Consider the following 17,486-nt stretch of genomic DNA (forward strand, 5'->3'; position numbering starts at 1 on the left):
GCGTTCCCCCGGTAAGGTGCTTTACGGGGGATACACATCGTGGGGAGGTGGCATGGCACTCGTACGACGCGTGGCCGCGGTGATTCCGCTGGTCGGAGCCGTGACCACGGCTGCGGCACTGACCGGAGCGGCGTTCCTGACCGTGGCGCACGCCGGGTGTGACGAGGCCGGCCGCTTCGTCCGCAACGGCGAGTCGATCGAGTTCGTCGGCGGCTGTGTCAACGGCGCCGACCTCCCGTCGGCACCGACTGCGGACAACGCTGAGAACGTGGACAGGTTCGGCGGCTCCAAGAAGCCGTGATGCGCTGAGGGCGTCTGCAAGTACTACCAACTCGCAGTTGGCGGTACTTGCAGACGCCCTTTCGCGTTGCCGAAACCTCAGCCCAGGGCTTCGAGCAGGTCGGCCACCAGGTCGTCGCCGGACTCGATGCCCACGGAGACGCGGACCAGGTCCGAGGGCACTTCCAGCATGGAGCCGGCCGTGGAGGCGTGCGTCATCTTGCCGGGGTGCTCGATCAGCGACTCGACGCCGCCCAGCGACTCGGCCAGCGTGAACAGCTTGGTGCGGGCGCACACGTCCAGCGCGGCCTGCTCACCACCCTCGACGAGGAACGACACCATGCCGCCGAACCGCCGCATCTGCTTGGCGGCCACCACGTGGTTCGGGTGCGACTCCAGCCCGGGGTACAGCACCTTCTTCACCTTCGGGTGCCGCAGCAACGCCTCGGCCACCAGCTCGGCGTTGTCCGAGTGCTTCTCCATCCGCAGCTCGAGCGTCTTGAGCCCGCGCAGGGTCAGGTAGGCGTCGAACGGCCCTGGCACCGCGCCGGCACCGTTCTGCAGGAACCCGAACGCCGCGTCGATCTCCTCGTCAGAAGTGATCAGCGCACCACCGACGACGTCGGAGTGGCCGCCGATGTACTTGGTGGTCGAGTGCAGGACGACGTCCGCACCGAGCTCCAGCGGCGTCTGCAGAGCAGGCGAAGCGAACGTGTTGTCCACGACGAACTTGGCCCCGGCCGCGTGCGCCACCTCGGCGATCGCGGCGATGTCACCGATGTTCAGCAGCGGGTTGGTCGGGGTCTCGATCCACACCAGCTTCGTCTCCGGGCGCACCGCCGCGCGGATGGCGTCGACGTCCGAGACCGGGGCAGGCGAGTGGGTGACACCCCACTGCGAGAAGACCTTGTCGATCAGCCGGAACGTGCCGCCGTACGCGTCGTTCGGGATGACGATGTGGTCGCCGGGCTTGAGGAACGTGCGCAGCGCCGCGTCGGTCGCACCCATGCCGGAGGAGAACGCACGGCCGTAGCGGCCCCGTTCCAGCGACGCGAGGGCGGTTTCCAGCGCGCGGCGGGTCGGGTTGCCGGTGCGCGAGTACTCGAAGCCCTCACGCAGACCGCCCACGCCGTCCTGGGCGTAGGTCGACGTCGCGTAGATGGGCACGTTCACCGCACCCGTCGTCGGGTCCGGGTCCTGGCCGGCGTGGATCGCCCTGGTCGCGAAGCCGTAAGGGGTGCTCATCACCCAAGGGTACTCACCCGTCTGGCGGTCGACGGCATTAGTCCAACCAGTGAAAAGAGCCCCCGGCCGCGAGGGCCGGAGGCTCTTCTGGACTGCTGAGGGCTTACCAGCCCTGCTGCTGACCGCCGTAACCCTGCTGCGGCGGCTGGCCGTAGCCACCCGGCTGCTGCTGCGGGTAACCGCCGGTACCCGGCTGCTGCGGGTAGCCACCGGTGCCGGGCTGCTGCGGGTAACCGCCGCCGCCGTAGGGCGAAGCGGTCTCCGGGGCGTTGATCACGATGGACTTCATGATCTTGTCGGCCCAGGTCTGCTTCTTGGGCTCCCACAACGGGGCGAAGAAGCCCGCGTAGCACGGCAGGCCGTCGACGACGTGGCACAGCTGGCGCACGAACGTCGTACCGCCGCCGAGCGGCTGCATGGTCTCCTCGGAGACCAGCTTGATCTTCGCGACCTTCTTGCCGATCGACTGGCCGGTCTGCCCCTGCTTGATCACCGTGTTCCAGATGATGAAGCCGAGGTTCGCGAGCCACACCAGCACGCCCAGGAACATCAGGCCGGGTGCGTCGGAGGCGACCGCGATGCCGATGATCACGTAGTACAGGATGACCGTGACCACGGTCGGGGCGCCGATGTCGATCAGGTAGCCGACGAAGCGCGAGCCCCACTCGGCGTAGCCCGTGGGAGGCGGCGGTGCCATCGCGGGCATGCCGTAGCCGGGCTGGCCGTAAGGCTGCTGCGGCTGGCCGTACGGGTTCGACTGCGGCGCACCGTACGGCTGCTGCGGCTGACCGTAGGCCGGCTGCTGCGGCTGGCCGTACGGGTTGGACTGCGGAGCGCCGTACGGCTGCTGCTGCGGAGCCCCGTAGGGCTGCTGCGGTGCGCCGTACGCGGGCGGCTGCTGGGCGGGGAACCCGCCGGAGCCGGGTCCCTGCGCCGGGAAGCCACCCGAACCGGGAGCTGCCGGCGGCACCTGCCCGGGGCTGACGACCTGGGTGGCGTCCGCGTTCTGCTGCGGTGCTGCGGGAACCTGACCAGGCGAGACGACCTGCGTCGCGTCCGGGTTCGGGTTCGCCGCGGACGGCTGGCCACCTCCCGGGACGACCTGCGTTGCGTCCGCGTTGGGCTCCTGCGGCTGACCGCCGAACGGATTTCCTGGCGGCTGCGGAGCGTTCATCCGGTTTCCAACCCCCTTGGCTGGGCCGTGTGTGGTTACAGACTGATGATCTGGGGCGTCACGCTATCGGACGCACCGGGCTCCACGCTCAGCGACCAGCCAAGAACCCCAGAATGTCCTGCCGAGTTACCACTCCGGCAGGCTTTCCGTCCTCCAGGACGAGGGCCGCGTCGGCATTCGAAAGCGCGTTCATCGCGATGCCGACGGGCTCACCCGCGCCGAGCGTGGGCAGCGGCGGCGACATGTGCTTGTCCAGGCGGTCCGCCAGCTGGGCCTTGCCGGTGAACAGGGCGTCGAGCAGGTCGCGTTCGTTGACCGCGCCCGCGACCTCGGCGGCCATGATGGGCGGTTCGGCGTTGACGACCGGCATCTGCGAGACACCGAACTCGCGCAGGATCGCGACCGCGTCACCCACGGTCTCGTTCGGGTGCGCGTGCACGAGGTCGGGGAGCATGCCGCCCTTGCGACGGAGCACGTCGCCGACGGTCGCACCGGTCGAGTCCGGCGGGAGGAAGCCGTACGAGGCCATCCAGCGGTCGTTGAAGACCTTGGACAGGTAGCCGCGGCCGCCGTCCGGGAGGATCACGACCACGACGGCGTCCTCCGGCAGGTCCTTCGCGATGCGCAACGCCGCCGCGGCCGCCATGCCGCAGGAGCCGCCGACCAGCAGGCCCTCCTCGCGGGCGAGGCGGCGGGTGATGTCGAACGAGTCCGCGTCCGAGACCTCGACGATCTGGTCGCAGATGGTCTTGTCGTACGCCTCCGGCCAGAAGTCCTCGCCGACGCCCTCGACCAGGTACGGACGACCGGTGCCGCCCGAGTAGACCGAGCCTTCCGGGTCCGCGCCGATGACCTGCACGGCGCCGTCCGAGACCTCCTTGAGGTAACGGCCGGTGCCGGAGATCGTGCCGCCGGTGCCGACGCCCGCGACGAAGTGCGTGATCTTGCCCGCCGTCTGGCGCCAGATCTCGGGACCGGTCTGGTGGTAGTGGCTCGCCGGGTTCTCGGGGTTCGAGTACTGGTTCGGCTTCCAGGCTCCGGGGATCTCCCGCACGAGCCGGTCCGACACGTTGTAGTAGGAGTCCGGGTGCTCCGGCGCGACGGCGGTCGGGCACACCACGACCTCGGCGCCGTAGGCCTTCAGGACGTTGCGCTTGTCCTCGCTGACCTTGTCCGGGCAGACGAAGACGCACTTGTAGCCCTTGCGCTGGGCGACCAGCGCGAGCCCGACTCCGGTGTTGCCCGAGGTCGGCTCCACGATCGTGCCACCGGGCTGCAGCTCACCGGACTTCTCCGCGGCTTCGACCATGCGCAGTGCGATGCGGTCCTTCACGCTGCCGCCGGGGTTCAGGTACTCGACCTTCGCCAGCACGGTGGCCTTGATCCCCGTGGTCAGGGAGTTGAGCTTCACCAGCGGCGTGTTGCCCACCAGGTCGACGACGTGCTCGACGTACTCCACCGGTATCTACTCCCCACTCCCACTCTCCGAGATAGCGAAACGAAGCCTAGCTCTAGTGGCTGCGGAGGTTAATTCGAACAGCGGTACCGACGATTCATCTGGAAAGGGGTTGTTGCGGATGATCGGACTGAGGACGCTGCGAGCGGTGGCGATGACCGCCGCGACGCTCGGCGGGCTGTCGGGGGCGCTGGTCGGGTTGCTGACGGAGCAGGGCAGACGTGCCCGGCTGGCCATCGGGGTGCTGGAGCACCTGTGGCCCGCGCCGGACGGCGTCTACCGCGACGACGGCCGCGACCCGCTGCGGCTGGCACTGCTCGGCGACTCGATGGCGGTGGGCGTCGGTGTGACACATCCCTCGCAGATGCCGGGCGTGCTGCTGGCCCAGGCGCTGGCCGAGGAGGCCGAGCGGCCGGTGCGCCTGTCCACCTACGCCATCAGCGGTTCGACGACGCGGGACCTGGTGCCGCAGGTCGACGCGGCCGTGCGGGACGCACCTCAAGTGGCGTTGATCATCATCGGTGCGAACGACGTGACGTCGCGGTTGGGCGTGCGGGAGTCGGCCCGGTTGCTGGGCGAACAGATCCGGAAACTGCGCGCTGTCGGCTGTGGCGTCGTCGTCGGGACGTGTCCTGACCTGGGAACCGTGCGGCCGATTCCACAACCGCTGCGGTTCGTCGGGCGGCAGTACAGCCTGCGCCTCGCGGCGGCGCAGACCGCCGAGGTGCGCCGGGACGGTGGCGTGCCGGTGTCGTTGTCGAACCTGTTGTCGCCGGAGTTCATGGCACGGCACCTCGACATGTTCAGCTCCGACCGCTTTCATCCCAGCGCCGTCGGCTACGAGGCCGCGGCTGGAGTGCTGCTGGCGCCGTTGTGCCAGGTGGCGGGGCTGTGGCAGGGCTGGGCTCCTGCTGCTTTGCCGGTGCGGTCCGCGGCGGCGATGGCGCTGCGGCAGTCGCGGGTCCCGGCCTGGCTGCAAAGACGGCACGCGTGAGTTCCGGAATTCTCGTCACGTGCGCTGGCCGGGGTGAGCGGGCGTTAACTAGGCTCGGCGGCAACCTTGACTCTCAACGAGGAGTTTCGTGATGCCTGAGGCCGTGATCGTCTCCGCTGCCCGCTCCCCCATCGGCCGCGCGGGCAAGGGCTCGCTGAAGGACGTCCGCCCGGACGACCTGGCCGCGCAGATGATCCAGGCGGCGCTGGCCAAGGTGCCGCAGCTCGACCCCGCGCAGATCGACGACCTGATGCTCGGCTGCGGCCTGCCCGGCGGTGAGCAGGGCTTCAACATGGCCCGCGTCGTCGCCGTGCTGCTCGGCCACGACTCGCTGCCCGGCACGACCGTGACGCGGTACTGCGCTTCTTCGCTGCAGACCACGCGCATGGCCCTGCACGCCATCAAGGCGGGCGAGGGCGACGTGTTCATCAGTGCCGGTGTCGAGACCGTGTCGCGGTTCGCGAAGGGCAGCTCCGACTCGTGGCCGGACACGCACAACCCGCTGTTCGCCGACGCCGAGGCCCGGACCGTCTCCGTTGCCCAGACCGGCGCTTCTTCCTGGGACGACCCGCGCGTGTCGGGTGTCGTGCCGGACATCTACATCCCGATGGGCCAGACCGCCGAGAACCTGGCGCTGCTGAAGGGCGTCTCGCGGCAGGAGATGGACGAGTTCGGCGTCCGCTCGCAGAACCTGGCCGAGAAGGCGATCGCGGACGGCTTCTGGGCACGCGAGATCACGCCCGTGACGCTGCCGGACGGTTCGGTCGTCTCCGCTGACGACGGCCCGCGCGCCGGCGTGACCTACGAGGCCGTTTCGCAGCTGAAGCCGGTCTTCCGTCCCGATGGCCGCATCAACGCCGGCAACTGCTGCCCGTTGAACGACGGCGCCGCGGCCCTGGTGATCATGTCCGACACGAAGGCGCGCGAGCTCGGCATCACGCCGCTGGCCCGGATCGTCTCCACCGGTGTCTCCGGTCTGTCGCCGGAGATCATGGGTCTCGGCCCGGTCGAGGCTTCCAAGCGCGCATTGGCGTTGGCCGGTCTGTCGGTCTCCGACATCGACCTGGTGGAGATCAACGAGGCGTTCGCGGCCCAGGTGATTCCGTCGTACCAGGACCTCGGAATCGAATTGGACCGTTTGAACGTGAATGGTGGCGCTATTGCCGTCGGCCACCCGTTCGGCATGACGGGCGCGCGGATCACCACGACCTTGATCAATTCCCTGCAGTTCCACGACAAGCAGTTCGGTCTCGAGACCATGTGCGTCGGCGGTGGCCAGGGCATGGCGATGGTCCTCGAACGCCTCAGCTGATCTGGGCTTTTACTGGGGATTCCCCATAGTTCAGCCCTCAAGATCTGCAATTTGACGCTTGCAAGTAGCTCCGCTTCACCCGAACGGAGCTACTTGCCTGCGACCTTTCTGCCGATGAGATGAATCGTCGCGCAACTGCGTCATCAGGCGAGGGGGAGTCCGTCCCTACCGATGAGTAAGGAGGGTCGGACATGCCGTACGTGTGGTGGCAAAGCGAATACGACCTGCAATGCCATGCTTTCTCTCTCGATCAAGCCAATGGGCCTCGCAGTTTTTACGAGGCCGTCTGCGAACACTCGGTGCCCGATGAACGGGTGTCGCGCGCGCAGGCAGGCGCTCTGTGCACGAACTGCCTGATCAAGGTGGGCACGGAGATGCCGGACGTGCGCTGGCGGGCCTAGGCCCTGCGCATTCCGATCGAGCCCGGTGCGGTCTCCACGAACCCATGTCGTGCGTAGAGACGACGGCCGGGCGGATCGGCCAGCAGGTTGACGTAGGCGCCGGGCGCCTCTTCGTCGATCCTGTTCAGCAATGCCGTCATGATCGCGTCGCCGATGCCTTTGCGTTGGTGGTGCGGCAACACGGCCATGTCGATGATGTGGAAGTACCAGCCGCCGTCGCCGATCACGCGGCCCATGCCGGCGGTCTCTCCGGTTTCCTCGTGGACTACGTGGCACGCCGCCCACGCACCTCCGACGCACTTCTCAGCCTGTTCCCTGGTGCGCTCGCTGAGGCCTGACTCCTTGCGCAATCGCAGGTAGTCGTCGACGGCAGGCGGTTCCATGACGATGCGGTACGCGGAGTCCACGCATTCCCTCTCAGTGTGCGCATTGTTCGCCCGCTAACCGAAAGGGGGCGCCCCGCCGCAGCGGAACGCCCCTCGCGGAAAGCCTCGGATCAGTCCGAGTTGAAGTACGACAGCAGGCGCAGGATCTCGGTGTACAGCCACACCAGGGTGACCGTGAGACCGAACGCGATCTGCCACGCGTACTTCGCGGGCACGCCGGCCCGGATCGCCTGGTCGGCCGCGTCGAAGTCGATCAGGAAGCTGAACGCCGCGAGGCCGATGCAGACGAGGCTGAAGATGATCGCGAGCGGGCCACCGCTGCGGATGCCGAGGCCGCCGTCGGTGAAGAAGCTCATGATCAGGTTGACGATCATCAGGAAGACCACGCCGATGATGGCGCCGGTGATCCACTTGGTGAACTTCGGCGTGACGCGGATCGCGCCCGTCTTGTAGACGAACAACATGCCGCCGAACACACCGATCGTGCCGATGATGGCCTGACCGATGACCACGAGCCCCTGGCCGGGGTTTTGCGTCAGGGCGTCGATCCTGCCCCCGATGATGCCGCTGAAGGCACCGAGCACGATGCCCTGGGCGACCGCGTACGCGATGATCAGGGGCGGGCTCGGGACTCGCTTGAACGAGTTGACCAGGCCCAGCACGAAACCGATGATCAACGCGGGGAAGAACAGCCCCCACAGTTCCAGCGTGTACGTGGTCACGGCGCCGACGGCCACGATGCCCAGCATGATGCCGGACTTCGTGACGACGTCGTCGATCGTCATCGGCCGCTCACTGGTCAGCGGCGGCGGAGCCTGCTGGTAGCCAGCCTGTTCTGGCTGGCCGAAGCCTGCGTAGCCTCCGTACCCGCCGCCGGTCGGCAGGTTACGGAAAGCCGGGTTGCTGCTCGAGCGCACCTGGTCCTCCTGGGGCGTTGCTTTACGCCGTCACGGGTACAACGAGCACACTCGGTGCCGGGTTCCCCGTCGGTAAAGGCGACTTTACCCCCGACGACGATCACACGTGCGCAAATACTGCGCTAACTCCGGAGCGTAGTGAGACAACGGCGTGTCGCGGCGTGTCACTCACAAAGTGAGTAAGGCCCGTCACATTTCAATCACGTTCACACCCAGAGTGACGACACACTTCCCCCTCGTGGCGGCTTGTCCCCGGTGTGGGGTACCGACAGGCTCGCACGCGGGAATTACCACAGGTCAGAGGGGACCAAGATCCAAAATGGGCTGGAAACGTCTTGCCGCTGTGGCAGCGGTCGCGGGCCTCGCGCTCCTGACCTCTCCCACGACGGCGACAGCAGTCGGCGTCAAGGGCATCGGTCACAACGCGTCAGAGCGCCAGCCCCACGCCGTGCCGGGCAGCGAGTGGCACGGGTCGTACATCTACCAGGACAAGCAGGTGTGGTGCGTGCAGTACGCGCTGCCCGCACCGGACAGCACCGTCCCCTACAAGGAAGGTGACTCGCTGCGGACGAAGGCGGGCAAGGAGCTCGCGCCCGACGTCGCGGCGAACATCTCCTACCTGCTGCTGCGCTACTCCACGACCAAGTCGCCGGACGAGGCCGCCGCGCTCGCGCACCTGCTGCACACCTGGACCTCCCCGGTCGACGGCGCGGTGCGGCTCGACACGGACGACCAGAAGCTCCTCGCCTACGACAGCGCCTTCTACGCCTCGAAGCTGCCGCCGTCCGTCATGGACGCGGTCGCGCGCATGAAGGCCGACGCCGAGGCCAACCGCGGCCCGTGGGCGCTCAGCGCCACCGCGCCGAAGGAACCGCTGATCATCGGCACCGAGTCGGACTGGACCGTGTCGCTGGTCAAGGCCAACGGCCAGGGCGTGCCGAAGGCGCCGATCAACTTCACGCTCGTCGACGCCACGCTGGTCGACGGCAGCGTCGGCGGCAAGGTCGAAACCGGCGCCGACGGCGGCCCGGCGACCATCAAGATCGTCCCCACCGGCCCGAAGCCCTCCGTGGCGGCCGTGGCGGACTCCCCCGCGGACAAGCCGGTCGTGCACCAGCCGATCCCGACGGACAACATGCAGCGCATGGTCACGACCGGCGGCGAGAAGAAGCTGACCGCGAACGCCAACGGCCTGGCCAAGACCGCTCCGGGCGCCGTGAAGATCACGAAGATCGACTCGGAGACCAAGAAGGCCATCGCCGGTGTCGCGCTGAAGGTCACGGCCAAGGACCAGACGTCGCCCGCGAAGAAGCAGGACGACACCGACCTGGTCGGCACCGACGGCAAGCCGATCGTGCTGCAGACCGGCGCCGACGGCACGGTCGAGGTTCCCGGCCTGCGCACCCCGCAGGAGATCTGCCTCGTCGAGGTGGCCGCGCCCAAGGGTTACGAGGAGTTCTTCGACCCGAAGTCGCCGCCCGCATCGTGCGGAACGGTCGCGGCGGGGCAGACGCTCGCGCTCGAACTGGTGAACAAGCCGAACAAGCCGGTGGTGCCGAGCACGATCCCGGCCGGTCAGGACGGCAGCACGCCGGTCGCGACCGCGTCGTTCGACACGCAGCTGCGTCCGGGCCTGATGCTCGCGGTGGGTGGCCTGGTGCTGCTCGGTGCCGCGCTGGCAGGCTTCCTGGTGTGGCGCAGGCAGTGAGTCCCAAGGCTTTTCTGACCGGCGTGCTGGTGGCGGGAGTAGCCGCCACCAGCGTGCTGGTCAGCACGTCCGAGACCGAGGTCCTCAAGGGCCGCGCGCTCGCGGACGAGATCCCCGTGGTCGGGGCCGGCCCGGTCGCGGACAGCCTGAGCACCGGCCGCGGCGCCGACCTCACCGGACTGATCGGCGGGGCGAACACGGCCAAGGCCAAGCCCGCCGACCCGACCCAGCAACAGCCCGCGCCACCGAAAGCGGGTCCGGGCTCGGTCAAGCTCCCCGCGGGCGGCACGGCCACGCTGGTCCGCCGCGAGGTCAAGGACGGCGTGCTGCCCGTTCCGGACGGCATCGGCGAGGCGACCTGGTGGGGCACCGAGCTGGCGGGTTCCGAGGGTGCGACAGTCCTCGCCGGGCACGTCGACTGGAAGGGCGCCAAGGGTCCCTTCGCCGAGCTGTGGCAGGCGCAGAACGGTCGTGAGGTCGTGATCGCGGACAGCGCCGGGAAGCAGTTCACGTTCCGGATCACCCAGATAGAGACTGTCCGAAAGGACGAACTTCCGGCCCGCGCCGTCGAGTTCTTCGGCCCGCGCGGCCCGCACCGGTTGGTGCTGGTCACCTGTGGTGGCACCTGGATCGGCGGGCAGAAGGGCTACGAGGCGAACCGAGTGGTGATCGCCGAACCCGTTGGGTGATGAAGCAACCCCTTCGGGTGACCATCCGTCTCCTTTAGTGTGAAACGGTGGGGATGGTTGACCACGGGCGTGGCCCTCGCGCTGGCTCTCGCGCTGGTGATGACTCTGGGGCCGCACAAGGACCAGGAGAGCCAGGCGGACTCCGGCCCCTTACCGATGGCGCCGCGACTGCCCACCCCCAAGGACGCCGGCCCGACGCCGACGGTGCCCGCCCCCACCGCCGCCCAGTTGCAGAAGCAGCCGTGGATGCACAAACTCGCGCCCGGTGAGAAGCCACCGCAGTTCGTGCTGTTCTCGTTCGACGGCGCGGTGTCCAAGCAGCACTGGGACAAGGTCCTGCCGATCGCCCGGCAGAAGAACGCGCACGTGACGGGTCTGCTGTCCGGCGTGTACATGCTCGCGGACCAGGACGCGAACCAGTACCAGCCGCCGGCCGGGCTCAAGCGCGGTGCGAACGACATCTCGTTCGGCGGCAGCAGGCAGGACATCGCCGCCCGGATCGGCTACCTCAACCAGGTGATCGACGAAGGCCACGAGATCGGCACGCACTACAACGGCCACTTCTGCTCCGGCGGCACCCAGCCGTCGGTCGACAAGTGGAACACCGACGCGTGGAACCAGGAGCTCGACCAGTTCAAGCAGATCGTGGACCAGGCGCGCGCCGCCGGGTTCAAGCTGCCGGCCGACGCCGTCCGGGGTGGACGGACGCCGTGCCTGGAAGGCGTGTGGGACCAGGCTTTCCCGGCGATGGCCGCGCACGGCCTGGTCTACGACACCAGCAAGGTCGCGCTCGGTGTGCAGTGGCCGTCCGTCCAAAACGGAGTGTACGAGTTCCCGATGCCCGAGGTGAGGGTTCCCGCGCTGGGCAAGCAGGTCGTCATGATGGACTTCAACCTCTGGTACTCGCTCAACGGCGCCCAGGAGCAGCCGGAGCGCGCGCCCGAGTTCACCCAGATCGTCTTCGACACCTACAAGTCGGTGCACCAGGCGGCGCTGAACGGCAACCGCGCGCCGCTCGTGGTCGGCAACCACTTCAACGAGTGGAACGGATCGGCGTTCTCCAGCGCGATGGAGCAGTTCCTCGGGTACGTGTGCGACAAGCCGGAGACGGTGTGCGCCACCTACACCGAGGTGATCCAGTGGATGCAGCTGCAGGATCCTGCGGTGCTGGACCAGCTCCGCAAGATGCCCGCCGCGCGCAACTAGGTCCCCCATCCGTGTTTGCGGACCGCACGCGGGGACCTTTCGTCCTGCAGGAGAGGACGAAGGGTCCCCGCGTCAAATCAAGGTCAGACCGAACGGGTTAGCCGTCGGTTGAGAGGATGCGGTCGTCGGTCGCACCCGGCGAGCCGTTGTTGTCCTGGTTCGAGGTGCTCAGCCACAAGGTGCCGTCCGGGGCGGCGGCGACTGCGCGGACACGGCCGTAGCCGGTGAAGACGGACTGCGGGGTGCCGAGCGAGGTGCCGTTCACCGGGATCTTCCACACGCGCTTGCCCGTGACCGCGCCGATGTACAGCGCGCCCTTGTACAGCGCGATGCCGGTCGGTCCGGCTTCCTTGTTGCTCCACGTCTTGACCGGGTTGGTCATGCCGGCGACGTTGCAGTTGCCTTCGCAGTTCGGCCAGCCGTAGTTCTTGCCGGCCTCGATCTTGTTCAGCTCGTCGGTCTTCGAGTCGCCGAACTCGGTGGCGTACGCGGTGGTGCCGATCCACGTGATGCCCTGGACGTTGCGGTGGCCGATCGAGTAGACGATGCTGCCGGCGCGAGGGTTGCCGGCAGCGGGCTTACCCGCCGTGTCGAAGCGGAGAACCTTGCCGCCCAACGAGTTCCAGTTCTGCGCGTTCGGCTTGTTCTGGCCGTCGCCGGTGGTCGCCCACAGGAAGCCGTCCGGACCGAACTCGAGGCCGCCGCCGTTGTGGTAGGTGTTCTTCGGGATTCCGGTGACGATCGGCTCCGGTGTGCCACCGATCTTCATCTTGGCGACGCGGTTGTCGTTCGCCGTCGAGTAGTAGATGAAAACCGTGTTGTCCGTCGCGAAGGACTTCGACAGGGCGAGACCGAGCAGGCCGCCTTCACCGCCGGTCGTCTGGGCCTGTTCCACCGTGTCCAGAGTGGTCACGGTGGTGCCCTTGATCTTCTTGATCTTCTTGGTGTCCCGCTCGGTGAAGATGCCGCTGCCATCAGGCGCGAACTCGATGTCCCACGGGATGTCGAGCTTGGTGGCGAGCGTCCGCACGGCCTGGGCGCTTGGCCCGTCCTGCGCGGAGGCTCCGGGGATCACGCAGAGGGATGCGGCCACAGCAGTACAGGCTGCCGCGACCGCGATACGACGAGCACGCATGTGTGCTCTCCTTTGGGTCCGCTCGTAATTAGGCTGCGGCGGCGGCGTTGCAGGGCGTATTTACCCAATCACACATCGGAGTAACCCACAACGGTCATCGGATGTCTCGGGACGCTCCTCGCCTCCGAGCGGGTGAGGCGAGGAGCGTTCTCAACTACCCGAGGTAGCCGAGCTTGAAGATCAGGACCCGTCGGCGATGTGGATACCGCCGGGCGTGATCACCCAGAGTGACCCGTCGGGACCCGCGACCTCGTCCCGCGTGCGGCCGAGGCTGGTGTAGATCTTGCCGCCGTTGCCGCTGGTGTCGAGCTTGTACGTGCCGCCCTTCAGCGACGCCATGTACAGCGAGCCCTTGTAGGTCGTGATGCCAGACGGGGTGGCGGACGAGGTCGGCCACTGCTTGACCGGGTTGGTCATGCCCGCGGTGTTGCAGGAGCCCTCGCACTTCGGCCAGCCGTAGTTCTTGCCGGCCTCGATCTTGTTGAGCTCGTCGACCTTGCTGGCGCCGATGTCGGAGACGTAGAGCTGGCTGCCGACCCAGGTCAGGCCCTGCACGTTGCGGTGGCCGTAGGAGTAGACGAGCGAGTTGAAAGGGTTGCCGGGCGCGGGCTTGCCGTCCTTGGTCACGCGCAGGACCTTGCCGCCCAACGAGTTCTTGTTCTGCGCGTTGTCACCGTTCTGACCGTCACCTGTCCCGGCGTAGAGGAAGCCGTCGGGACCGAACTTGATGCGGCCGCCGTGGTGGAAGTCCGAGCCGCGCGGGATGCCGGTGACGATGGGCTTCGGTGCGCCGCCGCCGATCTGCCAGGTGGCGATCCGGTTGTCGCTTCCGGTGGTGTAGTAGAGGAAGAGCGTCTTGTCCGCGGCGTACGAGGGCGACACCGCGATGCCGAGCAGACCGGCTTCCTTGGTCACCGAGACGCCCGGGATGTCCCCGACCTTGGTGACCTTGCCGTCCTTGGTGATGGTGGAGACGGTCTTGGCGTCCTTCTGCGTGAAGATGCCGGTGCCGTCCGGCAGGAAGTCGATGCTCCAGGCCTGCTTGAGGCCGCTGGCGATGGTCTTCACGGCCATCGTGCCGACTTGGTCACTCTTCGCGCCGCTCTCGGCCGCGGACGCCAGCGTGCCGCTGGACAGTCCTGCCGCGAGTGCGAGGACGCCGACGTAAGCACTTCGACGAGCACCCATTGTGCTGACCCCTCAAACTTTCGCGTCGGTGCGGCGACGGAAGAGGGCCTTCAGATACAACCACGGTGTGTAGTCGGCGCCGAATCCGCCGATCAGGTAACCCATCCGATGACTTTAGGTAACTTTATGTACGGTCTAGACCTTGACCGCTCGCACGACATACGGTGTGGTTCGCCGCCGCGCCCCCACGGAAGTGCCGCGTGCCCGCTTCGGGCCCGCAGGCCAGGACCCGAGGAGTTGCGCCATGAACGTTGCCGTCACCGCTACCGAGCAGAAGCTTCCCGAGGTCAAGCGCGAGTGGGTCAAGCCCGACTTCCGCGACTTCGAGACGCCGATGGAGGTCACCGCCTACGCAGCTCGCAGCTGACGTCAGGCTTCGCCGGGGTTGCCGCCTTCCGCGGAAACCCCGGCCCCACTCCGAGGAGTTTCCGCCCATGTCTGCCGTGCCCGCCGAGGAGTTCGTCGCCGAGCTCCGCGCCCTCGCCCCCCGGTACTGGGACAGCCATCCGTTCCACCTGCGCATGCACGCGGGCCAGCTGAGCAAGCACGAGCTGCAGGCGTGGGCCGCGAACCGCTGGTACTACCAGCGCTGCATCGCGCAGAAGGACGCCGCGATCCTCTCGAACTGCCCGTTGCCCGAGATCCGCCGCCAGTGGCGGGAGCGGATCATCTGGCACGACGGCACTCAGCCGGGTGAGGGCGGCGCCGAGAACTGGATCCGCCTCGCGGAAGCCGTTGGGCTGACGCGGGAAGAGGTGCTCGACGAACGCCATGTGCTGCCCGGCACCCGGTTCGCCGTCGACGCCTACGTGAACTTCGCGCGCACGCAGCCGTGGGTCGTCGGAATCGCGTCCGGCCTGACCGAGATGTTCTCCGGTGCGTTGATGCGCAAGCGTTTGGCGGCGTTGCGGGAGCAGTACCCGTGGATCGCCGAGGAGGGTTTCGCCTACTTCACCAACCGCATCCAGGCGGTGGCCGGTGAGGGACGGGCCACTTTGGACATCGTGGTCGAGCACTCGCTGACCCGTGAGCAGCAGTTGGCGGCCGTGGCGGCGCTGTCGTTCAAGTGCGACGTGCTGCGGGCCGTGCTGGACGCCGTCGACTACTACTCGGGCAAGGGCAAGCCGTGACGTCCGTGGTCGCGCTGGACGCCGTGCCGCACATCCGGCGCGGCGTGAAGTGCACTTACGACCAGATCCGCGAGTCGCACGTCGTCTTGTTCCCCGAGGGTGTGCTCGTGTTGAACGAGACCGCTGCTTCTGTTGTGGCGCTTTGTGATGGCGTGCGGTCGGTCGGGGAGATCGCGTTGTCGTTGGGCGATGTGTACGCGGGTGTGGAGCCTGAGGACATCGCCGGACTGGTGGCGCGGCTGGTCGAGCGGAGGGTGGTGGACGTCGATGGCTGAGGCACCGTTCGGCCTGCTGGCCGAGCTGACGCACCGATGCCCGTTGCAGTGCGGTTACTGCTCGAACCCCGTCGAGCTGGTGAAGCGCAACGCCGAGCTGGACACCGAGTCGTGGCGGCGTGTTTTCGACCAGGCCCGGTCGCTGGGAGCGTTGCAGATCCACCTGTCGGGCGGCGAACCGTTGCTGCGGCCGGACCTGCCGGAGCTGGTGGTGCACGCGAACAGCCTCGGCTGCTACGTCAACCTGGTCACCTCGGGAGTGGGACTCTCGCGGGACCGGTTGCGGGACCTGGCTTCGCGCGGTGTCGACCACGTGCAGCTCTCCCTGCAGGACGCGACCCGTGAGGGCAACGACCGGATCGCGGGCATCAAGGCGTTCGACCGGAAGGTGGAGGCCGCGGCCCACATCCGGGAGGAAGGCCTGCCACTCACCGTCAACACGGTGCTGCACCGGCAGAACCTCGACAACATCGCGGGAATCATCGCGATGGCCGAGGAGATGGGCGCGGAACGGCTGGAGCTGGCCAACACCCAGTACTACGGCTGGGCGCTGCGCAACCGCGCGGTACTGCTGCCCACTCGCGAACAGCTTTCGGTGGCGGACCCGATCGTCGCCGCGGCGCAGGAACGTCTGCGCGGCCGGATGGAGATCGTCTACGTCATCGCGGACTACCACGAGGCTCATCCCAAGCCGTGCATGTACGGGTGGGGTGCGCGGCAGCTGACCGTGGCACCGAACGGCGACGTGCTCCCCTGTCCGGCCGCCACGGTGATCTCGTCGCTGAAGATCGAGAACGTACGGGACTCGTCGTTGCACGACATCTGGTACGACTCGCCGTCGTTCAACGCCTTCCGCGGCTTCGAGTGGATGAAGGACCCGTGCCGCTCGTGCCCGCGCAAGGAGATCGACTTCGGCGGGTGCCGGTGTCAGGCTTTCCAGCTGACCGGTGATGCCGCGAACACCGACCCGGTTTGTTCGCTGTCGCCTGACCGGTCCACTGTGGACCTGATCCTGGAGACCGAGATGACGCCTTCGGTCGTGCCCGCGATGGCCATGAGGAAGATGAGTTGAAAGCGGTTCTGCTCGGTACGACGGCCGGTGGTGGGTTCCCGCAGTGGAACTGCGCGTGCGGTCTGTGCGTGCGCGCTCGCTCCGGTTCGTTGCCGTCGCGGTCGCAGGACTGCCTGGCGGTCAGCGGCAACGGCACGGACTGGTGGCTGGTCAACGCTTCTCCGGACATCCGCACCCAGATCGCCGGCTGTTCCTCGTTGAATCCCGGTCCTGGCCCGCGTGACACGCCTCTGCGTGGCGCGCTGTTCACCGACGCCGAACTGGACCACACGCTGGGGTTGCTGACGTTGCGCGGCGGGGCCGGGCTGACGGTGTGGGCGCCTGGGACGGTGTTGCACGCGTTGAAGGACCAGTTCGACCTGCGCACGGTGATCGACGGCTACGCGCCCGTGGTGTGGCGTGAGGTCGAGCCGGAGCAGTCGTTCGACCTAGGTGGCCTGCAGGTGTCCGCGATCCCGATCAGCGGCAAGCGGCCGAAGTACGCCCGTTCGTCCACTGTGGATGGCCCGTGGGTGGTCGCTTACCGCTTCTGCGATCCCGTGAGTGGCGGCGTGCTGGTCTACGCGCCGTGCCTGGCGTCGTGGCCGGAGGGTTTCGACGACGTCGTGGCCGGGGCCGACTGCGTGCTGCTCGACGGCACGTTCTACGCGGCGTCCGAGATGGGGTCGGCGACCGGCAGCTCGTCCGGTCAGGCCGCGATGGGCCACCTGCCGATCACGCACAGCCTGCCGGAGCTGCTGCGGTTCCCGGAGGTTCGGCGGATCTACACCCACCTCAACAACACCAACCCGGTGCTGGATCCCGAGTCGCCGGAAGCCCTGAAGCTGCGTGAGGCCGGCGTCGAGGTACCCCTGGACGGCACGGTCATCGAACTCTGATCACTCTTTCGAGTAGCTTTTCTCCCCTTTAGAGCGAATAA

At 67.7% G+C, this 17,486-nt stretch carries 19 protein-coding genes; 12 read left to right on the forward strand and 7 right to left on the reverse strand.

What is annotated here, in order from left to right; translation table 11 throughout:
* Positions 1–52 precede the first annotated feature (52 nt).
* On the forward strand, positions 53–301 hold the full coding sequence (locus UK23_RS04080; RefSeq protein ID WP_045309979.1) for a hypothetical protein: 249 nt from the start codon (positions 53–55) through the stop codon (positions 299–301).
* A 77-nt stretch (positions 302–378) separates the two neighbouring features.
* Here the strand turns inward: UK23_RS04080 and UK23_RS04085 are convergent, their stop codons facing one another.
* The 3 genes from UK23_RS04085 to UK23_RS04095 all read right to left on the reverse strand — a co-directional run bounded on the left by UK23_RS04085 (position 379) and on the right by UK23_RS04095 (position 4,157).
* Positions 379–1,524 (reverse strand): cystathionine gamma-synthase, encoded by a 1,146-nt coding sequence (locus UK23_RS04085; RefSeq protein WP_045309980.1) that lies wholly within the window; start codon positions 1,522–1,524, stop codon positions 379–381.
* A gap of 103 nt (positions 1,525–1,627) precedes the next feature.
* Complete coding sequence (locus UK23_RS04090; RefSeq protein ID WP_052684336.1) at positions 1,628–2,698, reverse strand: RDD family protein; 1,071 nt, start codon at positions 2,696–2,698, stop codon at positions 1,628–1,630.
* An 88-nt stretch (positions 2,699–2,786) separates the two neighbouring features.
* Positions 2,787–4,157, reverse strand: a complete 1,371-nt coding sequence (locus tag UK23_RS04095) for a cystathionine beta-synthase (protein WP_045309981.1) — start codon at positions 4,155–4,157, stop codon at positions 2,787–2,789.
* A gap of 118 nt (positions 4,158–4,275) precedes the next feature.
* On the opposite strand from UK23_RS04095, the gene UK23_RS04100 reads away from it, so the two are divergent.
* The 3 genes from UK23_RS04100 (at position 4,276) to UK23_RS51255 (ending at position 6,861) form a co-directional block, all read left to right on the forward strand.
* The gene (locus UK23_RS04100; RefSeq protein ID WP_045309982.1) at positions 4,276–5,148 is read left to right on the forward strand and encodes an SGNH/GDSL hydrolase family protein; all 873 of its coding nucleotides are present in this window, start codon (positions 4,276–4,278) and stop codon (positions 5,146–5,148) included.
* 91 nt (positions 5,149–5,239) lie between these two features.
* On the forward strand, positions 5,240–6,460 hold the full coding sequence (locus UK23_RS04105; RefSeq protein ID WP_045309983.1) for an acetyl-CoA C-acetyltransferase: 1,221 nt from the start codon (positions 5,240–5,242) through the stop codon (positions 6,458–6,460).
* Positions 6,461–6,651: 191 nt separating this feature from the next.
* Positions 6,652–6,861, forward strand: a complete 210-nt coding sequence (locus tag UK23_RS51255) for a hypothetical protein (protein WP_156212737.1) — start codon at positions 6,652–6,654, stop codon at positions 6,859–6,861.
* On the opposite strand, the gene UK23_RS04110 is transcribed toward UK23_RS51255, so the two are convergent.
* Both UK23_RS04110 and UK23_RS04115 read right to left on the reverse strand, forming a co-directional pair.
* Positions 6,858–7,268: a GNAT family N-acetyltransferase gene (locus UK23_RS04110; RefSeq protein WP_231114363.1), complete on the reverse strand. Its 411-nt coding sequence runs from the start codon at positions 7,266–7,268 to the stop codon at positions 6,858–6,860. The two genes, UK23_RS51255 and UK23_RS04110, sit on opposite strands and share 4 nt — an antisense overlap.
* Before the next feature lie 89 nt (positions 7,269–7,357).
* A complete protein-coding gene (locus UK23_RS04115; RefSeq protein WP_045309984.1) occupies positions 7,358–8,164 on the reverse strand; it encodes a Bax inhibitor-1/YccA family membrane protein in 807 nt (268 codons plus the stop codon).
* Positions 8,165–8,483: 319 nt separating this feature from the next.
* Here UK23_RS04115 and UK23_RS04120 point away from each other — a divergent pair, with 319 nt between their 5' ends.
* From UK23_RS04120 to UK23_RS04130, 3 genes are read left to right on the forward strand one after another with little or no spacing between them, the layout of a single operon-like run.
* Positions 8,484–9,872, forward strand: coding sequence for an MSCRAMM family protein (locus UK23_RS04120; RefSeq protein ID WP_045309985.1), 1,389 nt, complete (start codon positions 8,484–8,486; stop codon positions 9,870–9,872).
* Entirely contained in the window at positions 9,857–10,561 is a 705-nt protein-coding gene (locus tag UK23_RS04125; protein WP_082114392.1) for a class F sortase, read from the forward strand. The genes UK23_RS04120 and UK23_RS04125 overlap by 16 nt, the downstream gene beginning before the upstream one ends.
* Before the next feature lie 57 nt (positions 10,562–10,618).
* Entirely contained in the window at positions 10,619–11,767 is a 1,149-nt protein-coding gene (locus UK23_RS04130; protein ID WP_231114364.1) for a polysaccharide deacetylase, read from the forward strand.
* A gap of 97 nt (positions 11,768–11,864) precedes the next feature.
* On the opposite strand, the gene UK23_RS04135 is transcribed toward UK23_RS04130, so the two are convergent.
* A complete protein-coding gene (locus tag UK23_RS04135) occupies positions 11,865–12,902 on the reverse strand; it encodes a PQQ-dependent sugar dehydrogenase (RefSeq protein ID WP_045309987.1) in 1,038 nt (345 codons plus the stop codon).
* Positions 12,903–13,082: 180 nt separating this feature from the next.
* On the reverse strand, positions 13,083–14,090 hold the full coding sequence (locus UK23_RS04140) for a PQQ-dependent sugar dehydrogenase (protein ID WP_045309988.1): 1,008 nt from the start codon (positions 14,088–14,090) through the stop codon (positions 13,083–13,085).
* A gap of 244 nt (positions 14,091–14,334) precedes the next feature.
* On the opposite strand from UK23_RS04140, the gene pqqA reads away from it, so the two are divergent.
* The 5 genes from pqqA (at position 14,335) to pqqB (ending at position 17,445) form a co-directional block, all read left to right on the forward strand.
* Complete coding sequence (gene pqqA, locus UK23_RS49650; protein WP_063778039.1) at positions 14,335–14,457, forward strand: pyrroloquinoline quinone precursor peptide PqqA; 123 nt, start codon at positions 14,335–14,337, stop codon at positions 14,455–14,457.
* A 67-nt stretch (positions 14,458–14,524) separates the two neighbouring features.
* Positions 14,525–15,220: a pyrroloquinoline-quinone synthase PqqC gene (gene pqqC, locus UK23_RS04145; RefSeq protein WP_045309989.1), complete on the forward strand. Its 696-nt coding sequence runs from the start codon at positions 14,525–14,527 to the stop codon at positions 15,218–15,220.
* A gap of 5 nt (positions 15,221–15,225) precedes the next feature.
* Entirely contained in the window at positions 15,226–15,495 is a 270-nt protein-coding gene (gene pqqD, locus UK23_RS04150) for a pyrroloquinoline quinone biosynthesis peptide chaperone PqqD (protein WP_045310028.1), read from the forward strand.
* A complete protein-coding gene (gene pqqE / locus UK23_RS04155; RefSeq protein WP_045309990.1) occupies positions 15,488–16,567 on the forward strand; it encodes a pyrroloquinoline quinone biosynthesis protein PqqE in 1,080 nt (359 codons plus the stop codon). The genes pqqD and pqqE overlap by 8 nt, the downstream gene beginning before the upstream one ends.
* Entirely contained in the window at positions 16,564–17,445 is an 882-nt protein-coding gene (gene pqqB, locus UK23_RS04160) for a pyrroloquinoline quinone biosynthesis protein PqqB (RefSeq protein WP_045309991.1), read from the forward strand. Before pqqE ends, pqqB begins: the two co-directional genes overlap by 4 nt.
* The last annotated feature ends 41 nt before the right edge of the window (positions 17,446–17,486 follow it).

This window comes from Lentzea aerocolonigenes, from assembly GCF_000955955.1.
Taxonomy (GTDB): domain Bacteria; phylum Actinomycetota; class Actinomycetes; order Mycobacteriales; family Pseudonocardiaceae; genus Lentzea; species Lentzea aerocolonigenes_A.

Excerpts from the sequence above, each read along its gene's own strand:
- UK23_RS04080 (WP_045309979.1), top strand. The coding sequence starts at position 53 with ATGGCACTCGTACGACGCGTGGCCGCGGTGATTCCGCTGGTCGGAGCC.
- UK23_RS04085 (WP_045309980.1), bottom strand. The coding sequence starts at position 1,524 with ATGAGCACCCCTTACGGCTTCGCGACCAGGGCGATCCACGCCGGCCAG.
- UK23_RS04090 (WP_052684336.1), bottom strand. The coding sequence starts at position 2,698 with ATGAACGCTCCGCAGCCGCCAGGAAATCCGTTCGGCGGTCAGCCGCAG.
- UK23_RS04100 (WP_045309982.1), top strand. The coding sequence starts at position 4,276 with ATGATCGGACTGAGGACGCTGCGAGCGGTGGCGATGACCGCCGCGACG.
- UK23_RS04105 (WP_045309983.1), top strand. The coding sequence starts at position 5,240 with ATGCCTGAGGCCGTGATCGTCTCCGCTGCCCGCTCCCCCATCGGCCGC.
- UK23_RS51255 (WP_156212737.1), top strand. The coding sequence starts at position 6,652 with ATGCCGTACGTGTGGTGGCAAAGCGAATACGACCTGCAATGCCATGCT.
- UK23_RS04120 (WP_045309985.1), top strand. The coding sequence starts at position 8,484 with ATGGGCTGGAAACGTCTTGCCGCTGTGGCAGCGGTCGCGGGCCTCGCG.
- UK23_RS04135 (WP_045309987.1), bottom strand. The coding sequence starts at position 12,902 with ATGCGTGCTCGTCGTATCGCGGTCGCGGCAGCCTGTACTGCTGTGGCC.
- UK23_RS04140 (WP_045309988.1), bottom strand. The coding sequence starts at position 14,090 with ATGGGTGCTCGTCGAAGTGCTTACGTCGGCGTCCTCGCACTCGCGGCA.
- pqqA (WP_063778039.1), top strand. The coding sequence starts at position 14,335 with ATGAACGTTGCCGTCACCGCTACCGAGCAGAAGCTTCCCGAGGTCAAG.
- pqqC (WP_045309989.1), top strand. The coding sequence starts at position 14,525 with ATGTCTGCCGTGCCCGCCGAGGAGTTCGTCGCCGAGCTCCGCGCCCTC.
- pqqE (WP_045309990.1), top strand. The coding sequence starts at position 15,488 with ATGGCTGAGGCACCGTTCGGCCTGCTGGCCGAGCTGACGCACCGATGC.